The organism is Pseudomonas sp. CC120222-01a (genome assembly GCF_003097235.1).
Taxonomy (GTDB): Bacteria; Pseudomonadota; Gammaproteobacteria; order Pseudomonadales; family Pseudomonadaceae; genus Aquipseudomonas.
On sequence record NZ_QEQQ01000015.1, the window covers coordinates 98,820 to 112,746 of the forward strand.

Sequence of the window (13,927 nt, forward strand, 5' to 3'; positions counted from 1 at the left end):
AACCTATATCTGAAATACCTGTAGGATAATTCTGATGCTGTGCAGGATTTATCCTCACCCTCGCGTGCATCGCAATGCTATTCAGGGTTTGGGCCGCAACGGGCAACTTCCTATCCCGTTGTGCATGACAACGAAAACTTCACGCACAGCCGACTCCCGGAGTTTTCCATCCACAGTGAAAGAGATTTTCACTCGTCCGCGCCCCTCCGGTTGCGAGGGTGTATAAACCTGTTTCACGTATGTTTCGAAGGGAATCTTCCAGACAAAGCCATTTATATTTTTCTCGTCCAGCGGAATGACTGGCTCGTAGAGAGCGCCGTCGACCGGGTCGTTACTGCCATCCTCGCCATCGCCGTGCACTGCAGACCAGTGCATGGTTATCTCGTCAGTTACGACGAGACCGTATTGGCTGAGGTCATCAACCTGAACACGCACGGCCGGGTCCGTGTCATCGGCATCTTCATAAATCGATTGGCAAGTCAGCAGCGTCAGTCCACCACTTTGCACAACCCCCAGGAACTCAGGCTCGACGGGATACACCCCCACCGCCTCGACCAACACATTGGTATCGCGCGACCGGATCGGGTTAGGGTTACCGGGTCGCTCTACCCGGTAATGGACGGGCACGTTGCCATTGCGGCCGGGCTTGATGACGTCATCCCAGCTGACCGTTTTGGGGGGCATGGGGTTACCGGGTTCGCCAGTCTTGACCTCATGTTCGATACCTGCAATCAGTGCGTTGCCCCAGTAAAACGTGAGCACATCCAGCGGTTCCAAGGTGTCGTTGATCACAAGCGTCAGCGTTGCATCCTCGAATTCGTCATCGGGATCGGTCAGGTGGTTCTGCTCACCCGACTTACCAGTAATATTCACCGGCTCCAGGTGCTTGTTTTCCGGGTCGGGTACTACGGGCTCGGGATCCACAGGGTCGACCGGCCCGAAGCGTTCGAGGTTGACTTTGACAGTGGTACTCATCTTGCCTTGCGGCACGGTGCCACGGCGAAGCTCGTAGGTGACTTCGGTGTCTTTTTCCCCCGTACCGTCTACGCCATAGTCCGCATACAGCACTTCTTTGCTCAGGGTGAATTCCACCGGGACCACCGGGAATTGGCTCGTATCAGAAATCGCACGCCATTCCGTGGCGGGCTGCCCTCCCCAGATGACGCGCAGTTCGTCCTTGGGCTTCCAGTTGTCAAACCCCAATACCTGCACGATGACCCCGGCAAAAGCATCGTCCTTGATGATCTGTCCTTTCGCAGCCTGCGGCACAACAGGGGCCTTGAGATTGGCAGGTGGATCGCCCAGAGCAACGCCTATGTAGGTCGGATAGGAAAAATTGCTTCTATTGAGCGCCTTGTCGATCAATACATACACGACCGCGATGCCGCCATCCCCGGCGTCATCAATCACTGCTTCGGGAACAGAAAGGTTCTGGGGGAGTGACGTGACCGGCACATTAATATGCGGATCAAGATCTTCGGGAATCTCGCTGACTGAAGCGTCCAGCCACCAGACTGCCACCCTGTCTTTGGGCTTGAAATCAGCGTAGTCGGGCAACTCGATTACGACCTTGTCTTTATTGGCCTCCGTGACCGGTGCGATATCCGCCATCTTTTTGGGCGGTGTCTGGTCGTAAGGGGCCTTGCGGTCGAAGATAAGTTCCAGGGGCAGCGAGTCACTGAACTCTCCGTGACCATGTTCAACTTCATAGCCGAACGTATGAACACCCTCTCCCCAACGCTCTATGAAGTCTTTCGGCACGATAATAGAAAAGGGGAATCGCGTTTCGTCACCCTTTTTAAAGAAGTCGGAGGCCAGCTCAGTACCACTTGGCAAATGAATAAGCTTCAACTCATCTTGGAACAACGTACTTCCTGGCAATTGCCAGGGATTTTCAACGACAACAACCAGCTCCAAGTCCGGCTCGGTGAGATACTTCCTGAACACCGTGTTATCCGCTCTATCCGCTATCAACTCGTCGTCTACGATCAATGCATCCAGCGTCGCCCTGCGCACTCGAGGGGCGACGGGGTTGCCGTCAGCGGATACCGAATCTTCGTTATCGTTCATGATTAATCTCCCGGAGAAATACGCATGCATCGACGGTTCAATCAACCTTCGACCTACTCCCATACTGTTATCCCCCCCGCCGTCACGCAACTGGCATTTTTATCAGGTTGACAATTAACTCACCCATAAAAAAGCCCGCCTTCACGGCGGGCTTCAAACAACTTCAGCGGGTAGACTCAATATTCCTCGCTGGTCAACCTGTCCAGCGGATCATAACCGTATTTCACCACGTCCGCGTTCGCCACACTGACGCACCACAACAGCCTGCCGCCCTTTTCCCTCACGGCCGTCAGCAACTCCCCTGCCGGGCTACGCATGCCCCTGAAGGTATCGACCGGGTGGGTCGCCGAGGGCACATCCACCCTGATCACTCTGCCCTGCTCGTCAGCAGTGAAGCGTCGACCGCCCTCGTCCCATACCCGATTGCCGTGCTGGTCGAACGCCTCTTCGATCAGCGCCGGTACTTCGACATTGATCAAGCGGCCCAGCCCATCGTAGGTCAACACCCGGCCGGCATCATCGAGCGTGAGGTTGCCGTCCTCGTCATAGGCCAGCGGTATAGTGGCCGGATAATCCGGATGATTGTTCTCGATACGGCTCAGTTGCGCCGGGTCTTCATTTTCGAAGTAATACCTGGCCTGATTGAGCCCCTCGGCAAAGCGCGTATCCACCCGAGTAATGTTATCGATTTCATCGTGCCGGAAGATTTGCTCCTGCATGACGTTGCCGTACTGATCCACCGGAGAAAGCCTGCCCTCGCACCGATACTTGCGCAGCCGGCCACGCACGTCGTATTCATAGGTTTCATGACGCAGCACCTCGTGAATATCGCCTTCGGTCAGTATCTTCCAGACAATCGCGTCTTCGACATCGTAGCCCTGTGTCAGTGACTGCAACGTACCGCCGATGTCGAACTGGCGTTGCACTTCCCTGTCGAACTCGTCGAACATCATGAGCGTTTCCAGGCGTTGCCCCCCGCCCTGGGTCAGTGTCCTGCACATCCGCCCCAGGCCATCGTATTCGAAGGTGGCGACCGAAGTCTCCAGGGTCGTCTGCCGCAGCCTGCCATAGCCGTCATATTCATACACTTGAGGCACATCGCCCACATCGGTGTAGCCCAACTGGCGGCCCAGCAAGCTGGTCTGGTAGTGCATCTCGGAGGTCTCACCCTGATATTCACGGGTCTCGCTCAGCACTTCCCCATTGCTGTAGTACTTGCGCTTGAGTACCAGCCCTTGTTCCTCGCAGCGCTCGAGGAGCGCATTCTTGTGGTTGTAATCGTAATCGGCCTCGATGCCCTCGGCAGCGATCCGCCGAAGCTCCGGCTCGTCACTCAACTCAGGCCGGTAGCGATACTCGATCAGTTCCTTTCTTGGCGTCAGTACCGTATTGGGCTTCATCTGCCCTGGCTCGAACCCGAACACGCGCACGCGCCCTCCAGTAATCGACTCGACCATGCGGTCCAAGCCGTCGAAACGCTGCTCGCCCAGCACCACGCCATTGACACTGATCTTTACAGGCAAGTCCTCGCGGCTATGCGGGGCGTAGTCGCGATGCACCACGCTGTCATCAGCCACGGTTTCATCCACCAGGCGGTTGAACACATCATACACATAGTGCTTGGTTTCATTGCGCGCATTGACCTCCCGGGCCTTGCGTTGCAAGCCGTCGTAGTAGGTCTGGCTGACGCTGTACGACGCATCGCTGGCGTCGAGCCGTTCGATGCGAGCCGGTTCATCGAACAGCGTCAACCAGGTGACAGTGGTACCGGTAGCCTGCTGGCGATCAGCAGACTCGCGCCATTGCGTTCTGATGGGCCCTTTCGAGGCCGAGGTGCCAATCGGATCGTAGCGGTCATAGTGACGTACCTTATCGACCGCGATTTCGCAGTACTGCCGGCCCCAACCGTCGAACAGCCTCTGCCGCGGCAAGGCCAACTCGCTTGGCGGCTGGTTCGGGTAGTCGAGCCAGTCGTAATCGGTTTCGCCCACCTTGTCACCCAGCGCGTCGTACCTCGCGGCATAAGTGGGGCGGAAGGCCGCGCGCTTGCTGATATCGGCGTTATCAGCGTCCTGGCGGGACTGCGCGATGGCACGGTTGAGCCCGTCGACCAGCGTGCGGGTAATGACCCCTTTGACATCCTCGGCCGTTTGCGTGGCCTGCCCGCCGGCCTGGCTGACCAAGGTATAGGTATACTTGCGCGCGGCCTTGAACCCATTCTCGTCGTCATCATCGGGCGAGACCGTTTCGATAAGCACCCGGCGCAGGGCGTCATAGACGTAGGCGATCTTCACCTCATTATCGTCATAGTTCTGCAGCGGCTGGTTGATCAGTACGGAATGAAGGAGCGTCTGTATCTTCTGAGCGTGACGAACAGCGCCATCTTCAAGCTCATCGCCATGGTCGAAGCCCGTGAGGGTACGTATTTCTTCAAGCACCTCCTCACCCAACTCCGGGCGCTTGGCAAAACGGTGCTCGGTGGTCGTTTCGTCGTCGTTGAGTATCTGCCTCTCCTCGACCATGCGGCCGTGTTGCAAGGCCTCGCCAGGCAGGTCCTGGTACTTGCGGAAGGTGAATTGCTGCAGTTGTTCCTGCTCGCCCACCAGTTGCGACAGTTCTTCCTCATGGGCCACGAGCCAGCCCTTGCCCAACGTCGACCCGGTCAAAGCCTTCAGGGCCCGGTAACGATACCGCGTGCGCGACGTGGCTGCCTTGCCCTCGTCGGTCTTGGCCGGGTGCTCGGTGCTGGTCTTGCGGCTGCGGGTGAACAGCTGCAGGTCGGGCGGGCAATCGTCACCTTCACCGGTATGCGGGTAATAGGTATGACGGGTATGGACCGTGGTGGCCAGGGTCGCTTGCTGGTCGATCTCGTTGCCCTTGTAGACCGGCGCCGCCGCCACGGACTCCAGCGTCAGGTTGCCATGCTCGTCGTAGTCGGTGATCAGCACCTCCTCACGCAAGCGGGTGGCATCTTCCTGGATCTTCCAGCGCTTGATCTGGTACTTGGGCATCTGGAAGAAGGGCGGCTGAAACTCGAACATGGCGTCGGTTTCGTGGTAGACGGTCTCGGCTTCCTGGATGCAGGTCTCGCGCCGGGGTAGCTCGGCGCCCCGGTAGTACACCTCATGGGCCTGCTCGGTGCGTTGCAGCTTCAGCAAATGAAAACGGTCGAAGCGGCGGGTGATGCTGCGCAGCGGCGTGCTGCCAAGCAGAGAGGTGGCGGTCGAGCCATAGCGGAATGCGCGGTCGGTACTCTTGTAGAGGTTGTCCTCGCCATTGTCCTCCCATGAGGCACCACTGCCCCAGCCAAGGAAGTTTTCGCTGGTGTAGGTGTAGCTGGTGACCATGTCGGCCTGGTCGTGGCCAGGTTTGATCGTGTGCTTGGTCACCCGCGGCAGCGCAGGGTGGGTATCGTCGGGGAAACGATGGCCTTCATCGGCATACTCGATGAGCTCGGTGCCGCCGACCGGGGTGCGCACGGCCGTCAGGCACACCACCTCACGCACCTTGTCGTATTCCAGCGCCCAGCTGGCCTTGTCATCGCTCGGCAGGGCGATGGACTCGAGCACCCGTACAGCCGGGGTGAACTGGTTATCGAGCCCGAGGGTGTATGTGGCCAGTGGCTTGCCACCCGGGCCGGAATAGGGGTGCAGGTCGAGGGTGACCCGGTCGCTGCCATAGGTGATGAGCAGCAGGTCGAGGCCGCTGTCGTCCTTGATACCGATGAGACACAGCGCGCCGAGGGAATCGTCGTAGCGCAGGGTGATGCCATGGCCCGACGGTGCCTCGACCCGGGTAGGCAAGGCCACGCGATTGTCAGAAGGCCCTTTCACTTCGAGCAGCTCGATCATGCCGCTCTTGTGCTCGACGCGGTAGCCGTCGCCATGGTCATGGAACAGGAAGCTGCGCAGCTTGCGCTCCTTGATCAGCCTGCCGGTACCGTCGTCAGTGGAGCCATCGACCCGGAAACTTTCGCCAGTGTGCAGATGCAGCATGTTGTCGGCGGGGGTGTACTGGCTAAGGTTGAGCGTCCAGCCACGGCCGAAGCCCGAGTCCTCGATGTTCATCGGGCTGAAGCCGATGCGCAGGGGCAGTGAAGGCCCGGCGAGGTTGTTGGCGACCAGCTCTGGCAGTTCGATGGCGAGGGTGTATAGGCCGGTGCGGGGGTCGACGCTGTTGTCGAAGAAGCTCAGAAAATTGAATGCATTGGAATGCAGCAATGATTTTGTGGTCATTGTGAAGCCCTGAAGTAGAAGGCCCCGCCCCGCTCGACGAGGCGGGAGCGGGTTATTGCGCAGACAGGATCAGCTGGTTTCGGCTGTCTTCGACGGTGGGTTCCGGGAAGCCGATGCGCAACCGATGCCGCGTTCCACGCATGTCGTAGAGCACGAGCATCATGGGCTGGTCCAACCTGACCCTGTGCGTTCTGGTTTCATCGCCGTTTGCCCTGCCGTCATACCAGTAAGGCATGTCGGCTAGGCGGTGCAGCATGATGATCAACTCGCCCGGCCCTGGCTCCTTGCCCTCGATCACCTCCTGTTTGATGCCGTTGTAGTTAACTTGCGCGGCCAAGTCTGTCAGCACTTCTTCCTTATAGAACTTGTGCGGCTTTTCCGGCTTGTTCGGTATTGGCAATTCCTTGAAAATGCAACCCAGGTAGCTGAAACGCTTCTCCTTTACCTGGTCGCTTTCCCAGCGAATCGATGTTGCGGCCCCCTCCGGCTCGCACGTTGCGAACTTGATGGTTTCCAGTTTTTCCTCATAGCTGAGCGTCCAGTAATCGATCGAATCCCGCATATAAGTGAATTCATCTTTCGGTGCCCCGGTGCCGGGATCAACAATATGGCCCTTGCCGTTGAACACTCGCTCACGGGTAAGTTTGTAATCGCCTGACCCCGGCCTCACCGGCTGCACGGCTGTGGCCTCGAGAAAGACGGTCTTATCCTTCGACTTCCAGGGCGTGCCATCCTCTGCCGTGAACTGGGCATAAAACTCTTCTTGGCCAGCTATGCCGCTCTGGAGATAGAAGCGCACCGAATTGCGTGTTTCCTCAGAGCGCACTGCGGGTGGATCGTCACTCGCCTTGGCACCGTCGTAGCGGTCAAAACGGTTTACCACGGCGTTGGTCGCCCACATGTTCACACCAGACGGCAGGCCCTCTTCACCCTTGCCGACATCCTGGACCTCTGCATTGCTGGCACGGTATACCAGCTTCATGGTGCTCATTTCGTCGTCCGACACGGGTATCTTGTATTTGATACCACCAAAATCGAACTCCTCGGTTTCGACTATCACTTCCACCAGTATCTGCTGCATGCCATTGGCCAGGCAGGCAGGGGCACCTAATACCTTGATTTCCCATTTTTGAATGTTGCGCCAAGTGATTGGCGGGTTTTGGTAGGCATGCTCGACGATCGCGTAGCCGGTGTACCGATCGTCGATATCCGCCATGATGACGCTGACGGGGGCCGTGGGATGACTCGGCGGGGTGTAGTGACCGTTGTCGTCGACGGCTCCCTCACCAAAGACCTTCCAGGTCGCCTCCTCGTGATCATCGGGGCGCAGCCTGAACGCAATCGGTTCGGCCCCGTTGAACACCGGCACATGAAAAGGCATCACGTTCAGGACTTGCCTGTAGGCAAAAATGACCACCGTGGCGGTATCGGTGCTCCTAGTTAACGGGTCCGTCACGCGGATATGCTGCAGGCGAACTTCAGGCAGGTACTCCTCCCCCGGCTCGTACGGTTTGAACAGCCGCCCGCCGGGTTGCTTAGGGTCAGGCAGCAATTCACCGTAGACGCTGCCTTCTTCGTCGATCGGAGTGAGCTCCCAGATCAGCTCGGCGCCGGAGAGCGAGCTGGCTTGCAGCTCGACGGGCCCCATTAGCGTGCCCCAGGTAGCTACACGCGGCAAAATGTTGACTGCCTGACGCGATTCGACCAGCAGTCCGGTGCGTGTCTGCGGCCCTTCGGCCGAGTCGAAGCTCGCCGATACCCGTACCAGTTGCTGATCGCGCCGGAACGTTCCGGCGAGCGGTGCCTGATAGGTTGCACCTACCATCGCCCCGGTGTGCGCCTCGCTGTTCATGTTGATCGCAGTCCACTTCACATCGACCGTCTGCCCCTTGTTGTCGAGTACGTACGGCTGACGCTCGCCGGCCAGCACTGCGCCTTGCATGGGCTCAACGAAATAGGACTGCGCCGAGGGCTCGACGCTACCGAATATCACATGATCCAGTGGATCTTCACGCTCGGCCATGTCGACCTGGTAAGCGTTGGGCAACCTCAGTTGGCGCAACACGTCTGGCGTTTCATCCCGGCTGACGAAACGGCGCAGGTTTTCCGCGATCAGCGTCGTTGTGTTATAGGCAGCAGTCCCTTGCGCAGTCAGGTCGTCCGGTATCAGGTAAGGGTACTGGTCAGGATTACCCGGCAAGCGACCGGGCCGCATATTGATACGTAGCTGGCAGAACAGCACGAGCGCGCCATCTCCGTATTTCGTCGAGAGTGGATTGCGCCCCTCAGGCGCCGGCTGGGTGAGTAAACTGAAATTGCGCGGGGTCAGGACCCCGTAGTCGTTGAAACCCAGCGTCGCGCAGGTGTAGAGCTGGCGGTAGGTCGGGTGCGCCTTGATACGTTTGCCCAGTGCCTCGCCGATTGCCACGCGGGCATCACCGCTCGCCCCCCCGAGGTTACAACTGAATCGAGTACCCGACGAAAGGTCCAGCGTCACCATGCTGCGGTCGCCGCGATTGCCTGCCCGGACCTCGAGGTCGGCGGTCATTTCCAGCGCCATGCCCATGTCTTCGCGCAGGGGCACGCTCTGCCGCAGAAACGGTGGGCTACCGGGCACATGAATGGTCGAGGCGTAGGTACCTGCCAGGATGTTGAGCCTGACCGTGACACTGCGGTTGGTGAAGGTAGCGTTCTCGAACGACACCTGTGGCGCACCCAGCACGATATTGCTCAGGGTTGCACGCTCATCGTCGCCAATGTCGACCTCTATGCTGAACGGTGCCAGATAACTGTGGTTGCTGAACGCGGACAAATACTCTTCCCGCAGCATGCGGTTGATCTGGCCACGGTCGAATGCCACGATGGCGCCCCAGTCGAACATCACGTTGCCTTCAGCCAGACGCTTGAGCAACTCGGATTTGGAGTTGGTCTTCATTGCGCGGCCTCCTTGCCGTTTTCTTCATCGTCCGGACCGTACAGGGTGTCAACCACAACCTGCGGTTTGATCAGCGGGACAGGCAGGATGGCGTAAGTCCATAACCAGTACTTGTTGTCATCTTCGATGGCGGCGATGACGGTAAAGGGTGTCAACGGCTTACCGTCGATGGAAACGGGTGTCAGTACGCCGTCCTCGAACTTGGCGTTGCCATAGACTCTGTACCAGGTGGTGTCCTCGGCAGGAACGTCATAATCACCGTTCTTGCCAGTGCCCTGGAATGTCAGTCGCAGGCCATCTTCACCCCCAGCCACACCCGGTTCGACCTCGTGCTTGAACCAGTTGGCTTGATTTTCAATGGGTATCAAGACCGGCGTTTCTACCGTTTCGCCCAGCGATGTTGAGGTAACGCGGATGGTTTCGACGCGCAGGACTTCGCTGAGGTCATCCTCCCAGGGCCAGTCGGTCTGGGTACCGCTATCGAGCCATTGTTGACGGCGCTGCAGCCATTGCTGACTCTTGCGCGGCACGTCGGAAACGCGCTCCAACTCGAAACCGGGTAACGGCTTGACCTCACACTGGCAATTGTCGTCTTTGTCTCCTTCGACCTTGCATACCCATTCCTCTTTCCCCCCCTCGCCTTGCACCAACTTGCCCGCAAAGACATGTTGCTTTCCGTCAGGGCAGCTGCAGGTACATTTACATTTGGGCAGGTGATAGTATTTGCTCTGTTGTTGGCCCGAGGGATCCGCTTCGGGATCATCCGAGAAGTAACCATATGAATCGGCCGGCAGGGAAAACTCCACAGGGGAGCCGTCAATCGCCGCGGCAGTCAACAAGTACTTGCCATCGGCGGCAGCCTGCATGACCATCGGCGATACCGCTAGGCTACGTCGGGTGATGCTCACCAGGGCCTTGGTGAAACTCTTGCCGCTGGTGGCAGTGACGATGACCCGCTTGTCGCCGCGTACCAGGCTGCCAAGTGGTGGCGCGGTGTATTCGCCCGTTTGGGCGTTGATCGAGCCATAATCCTCAGTTTCCTCCCCTGGCAAGTTCGCCGCCGTCCAGGTCACCGCCCCGACAGGGGCAGGCGTAATCTTGAACGTATGTTTTTGGCCCGCCAAAACCAGCGGTTCAGGCGTCTCGAACTCGAACTCGGTGCGGGCCGGCGACAGGTACCCAGGCAGCGTCAGGTCGCCCGGGAAGCGCACAGCCGATGGCTGCGCGGATTCCTTGCCACTTCGAAACAGCAGGCCGTTGAGGCGAAATGCATCGATGTCCTTTGCCACGCTGACGATGGTATCGATCGTACTGCGGATATTCTCAAGTATCTTCAACTCGCCAAAGTCGATGAACTGTGAAAGGAAACCAGGCCCGTCGCCGAACTTTCTCAATTGTTCATCGGGTACCATCTTGTGTCGCATTGTCGGAGTGGCCGCTAGTTTGAGGGTCAATTGACCAATATCATTGCCCGCCGTTTCGACATGGAATTGATAGCTGGCCTTGTATTCCCAGATATAGTTCACCTCCCCCTTTTTCCAGGTGCCACTCATTCGCTCCAGCGAAACCGGGCACGTGCCTTGACCAAACCATTCGAAATTGAGCCTGTCGTCACCGGCCTGGACATCGAACCGGGTGAACTTATCGTCGCCAGTCGCGACAAAGCCCAGCGCCAACCCGTTGGGAAAATCGATTGTCTTGACCTTCTCCGTAGCGCCCTTGAGGGGAATAATCAACTTCCCCTTGGTCGCCTGAATGCCGGTCACAAACGTGTTGTCTTCGCCTCCAATATATTTCGCCTCAAACGCATCGCTCTGGTTCTCGACCCTTTCAAATCCCCTCGTGACCAATCGCTTGATGAGGAACTTATTACCGAGTAACAAGTTCATCGTGTAAGGATTGGAAGCATTTTTATCGGGATAGGGCAACAGGTAATGCATGTTCTCGTCTTTGTCGGGAAGGCCCGCCTCCGAGTCATCGCTGCCTCTCATGGTGACGGCGATAATGACCGCCCCCCCGCCATTCTTTGTGGAGTTTCGTACGCGGCTATCGGGTGATGCATGGGTGCGAACGATGAATTTCTCCGGCTGCAGGAAATCCTCGTCGGTGATCTTCATTTCATTGAGCACCAGGATTTTCCGGGCAGCGTCCCAGCCATCGAAAATTTTCTTGTAGCGATCACCGCCTGCCCGGTTCTCTTCGCCTGTATCGGCAAAGCGCAGGTAGAAATCCTGAGCCTTGCTCAAGTCGATGAACACCTTACCGGCTTCGGAAACCGTGCCGGGACTGCTATCGAGTTCGATCCGCACATGCAAGTCGGGGCCATCGAGCCCATCGGCTTCCCTGACGCGGGTAATTTGCTTGTATTTAGATCCCGCAGGCCTGCTCAGGGTCAGCTGTTTGCCACCATTGATTCGCATCTTCAGGTCTGCACGTGAGTGCGTAATGCTGGCCCTCTCGAACGAGAGCCTAGGCTTATCCAGCACATGATCAACGAGCCGCTCCCACGTGATGGCGGGGGTGATCACCGCCGTGAATGTCAACGGCGCGAAATATTGACCACTGTCGAAGCGGTCAATGTACTCCTGTAGCAGCAACCGGTTGGCGCGCAGGCGATCATAGCCAAGTATGGCGTCATAACCGTGGGTTGACGGCCCCTTCCTCATGTACGCGACAAACTCTTCCAGCGATTCTTTTACGATCGTTTCCAGCGGTTCTTGGATTATCATGATTCCACCTTCGATATACGTTTAGGCATGCCAATGCCATTACTTGCGTAACGTCAACCAACTCGAGTCAAACAAGGTCCAGTTGTCATATTCCACATCACCCTCGAAGTTGACGCTCGCATGGAACGTGACCTTGGAACCATCATCGAACTCGTCGAGTGACGTTTTCTGTAACTTTTCCGTGACCATGCGGTTGCTGACTTCCGCCTCGCGAACCAATTCATTGCGGATAGCGAACACTTTTGGCTTGCCGCCTTTCAAACCACTCACGGTGATGACCAACATTTGCCCGACACTCATGAACGGCCAGTGAGGCAAGGTCAACGTGGCCTGATCGTCGCCGATATCGCTCATGTGCAACTCGGTACCGCGGCGCGGCGTGCACTGCAGCGTCGGGTAGTTGCTTTGGCCCAACGGAACAATGCGCAAGTTCAAGTTTTTTGACTTATGTTGCTCGGGCATTATTTTGTAATACACAGGAAAGCGTTCGGCCTCGGCATTACCTGGCCCCATGTTGGCTGCAACTGCTGCCTGGGGAATGTGCAGGAGTTCTTCGGGTACCTTGTCGAAGGTAAACTTCAGGTTGCCCAAGGCGGAGCGGCCTTCCCAGTAAACTTCAAGGGTTTCCCCATCCAGCAACTTGATAGCCGAAAGATCGATATAGGCCCCCTCCTTGGCAAGGAGGGCCGGCAAATAGGCATTGAACTCCCCCCCGGCCCCTTCTGCCTCCGCAAAAAACACGTTCAATGGCGATTCATCGCGCCGAACGACCAGTTCGACATCGCGGACTGACCCGCTGTACGCTACCCCTTCGCGGGCGACCTGGTAACCCAGCCTGATGCGGTCCAACCCATCAAACTTTTCAAAGGGCAGGGTGAACTGGACCACGTCACTTTCCAGGCCGCTCAAGTCGATGCGAAGTTGCTGTACGCCCCAATGATCATTGAAATGCAGCAACAACCTGTCGCTGACCATCAGTTGCTCGGTGTCCGTGATACGCAAAACCAGCCCATCGAGAAACTGCAGGGGGTCGAGCTTCCCGCTGGTATAGCCTTCTATCTCGAGCGGTGCGAGCAGTGGCGGCTCGTCAGGGACTTTGTCAATCCGGAAAGTTTGAGTGGGCGACCGCAATTTTGAGGTCAGATCGGCAAACTCGATCTCATAGTAAACATCGGCGTGCCCCTTGCTTATGAAGTCGAACTGCTCGGGCGGCACTTGCCAGCGCAGTACCTGGCCAACGTCTTGTGCCGTGACCGGGATTGTCTTTTTCCACGTTTCGTCCTTGTCACCGTTACTCTCATAACCCACGAAGTAGAGCGTCACCCCGTCCTTTGCGCGCATGGCCTGATAGGGCGGCACCAGAAAGGTGGCCCCGGCGGCGCCCAGCGTGGCAGGGTCGATGTACAAATTGTGTGACTGTGGCGCTTGTGCCACTGGCATGTGCTCCAGGCGATGAGGGCGCACCCCCACGAAGCAAAAGGCGCGCTTTGATTGTTCAAGTACTGGATTAATAGGCTTGAAAGAAAAGAATGCGTAGCCGCCTTCAGCGGCAGTCACGTATTCATTCGGCACTGGAAAGACTGTTTCTTTATTAACGGGATCGAAGTTTCTATCGTCAACGTCGTGAAACAGGCCAGATTCGACCGGGTTACCTTGTTGGTCCGCGCCGATCCAGAGCACGTCGACAGTCTGGCCTACACCGATACCGTCGTAGGTAAAATAAATAGCTAAGTCATCACTTCCCAATTTGGCGAGATCCACTTCGTCATAGGGTGTGAGGTCTTTGATTCTCGGCCGCGGCGGGCGCTCGACAACGGCGGGTGGAGGCATATTTGTATTCCCATGAACGAATGAAAAGTACGCTCACGCTATCCCACCCCCGGCGACCTGCCTACTGACAAAAATAACAGGTAGGCATCAATGAAGCGCCTGTGATACTTCGCGTCACTGCCATTCGC

General features: G+C 57.6%; 5 protein-coding genes. All 5 read right to left on the reverse strand.

Features of this window, described 5'->3' with window-relative positions; genetic code table 11:
• Window positions 1-81: 81 nt before the first annotated feature.
• The 5 genes from N430_RS19140 to N430_RS19160 all read right to left on the reverse strand — a co-directional run bounded on the left by N430_RS19140 (window position 82) and on the right by N430_RS19160 (window position 13,799).
• On the reverse strand, window positions 82-2,070 hold the full coding sequence (locus N430_RS19140; RefSeq protein WP_133248861.1) for a hypothetical protein: 1,989 nt from the start codon (window positions 2,068-2,070) through the stop codon (window positions 82-84).
• 176 nt (window positions 2,071-2,246) lie between these two features.
• Window positions 2,247-6,305, reverse strand: a complete 4,059-nt coding sequence (locus N430_RS19145; protein ID WP_133248862.1) for an RHS repeat domain-containing protein — start codon at window positions 6,303-6,305, stop codon at window positions 2,247-2,249.
• Between the two features lie 52 nt (window positions 6,306-6,357).
• The gene (locus N430_RS19150) at window positions 6,358-9,240 is read right to left on the reverse strand and encodes a hypothetical protein (RefSeq protein WP_110638307.1); all 2,883 of its coding nucleotides are present in this window, start codon (window positions 9,238-9,240) and stop codon (window positions 6,358-6,360) included.
• The gene (locus N430_RS19155; RefSeq protein WP_110638306.1) at window positions 9,237-11,969 is read right to left on the reverse strand and encodes a hypothetical protein; all 2,733 of its coding nucleotides are present in this window, start codon (window positions 11,967-11,969) and stop codon (window positions 9,237-9,239) included. Before N430_RS19155 ends, N430_RS19150 begins: the two co-directional genes overlap by 4 nt.
• A gap of 39 nt (window positions 11,970-12,008) precedes the next feature.
• Window positions 12,009-13,799 (reverse strand): hypothetical protein, encoded by a 1,791-nt coding sequence (locus N430_RS19160; RefSeq protein WP_110638305.1) that lies wholly within the window; start codon window positions 13,797-13,799, stop codon window positions 12,009-12,011.
• Between the last annotated feature and the right edge of the window lie 128 nt (window positions 13,800-13,927).

Excerpts from the sequence above, each read along its gene's own strand:
- N430_RS19145 (WP_133248862.1), bottom strand. The coding sequence starts at position 6,305 with ATGACCACAAAATCATTGCTGCATTCCAATGCATTCAATTTTCTGAGC.
- N430_RS19155 (WP_110638306.1), bottom strand. The coding sequence starts at position 11,969 with ATGATAATCCAAGAACCGCTGGAAACGATCGTAAAAGAATCGCTGGAA.
- N430_RS19150 (WP_110638307.1), bottom strand. The coding sequence starts at position 9,240 with ATGAAGACCAACTCCAAATCCGAGTTGCTCAAGCGTCTGGCTGAAGGC.
- N430_RS19140 (WP_133248861.1), bottom strand. The coding sequence starts at position 2,070 with ATGAACGATAACGAAGATTCGGTATCCGCTGACGGCAACCCCGTCGCC.
- N430_RS19160 (WP_110638305.1), bottom strand. The coding sequence starts at position 13,799 with ATGCCTCCACCCGCCGTTGTCGAGCGCCCGCCGCGGCCGAGAATCAAA.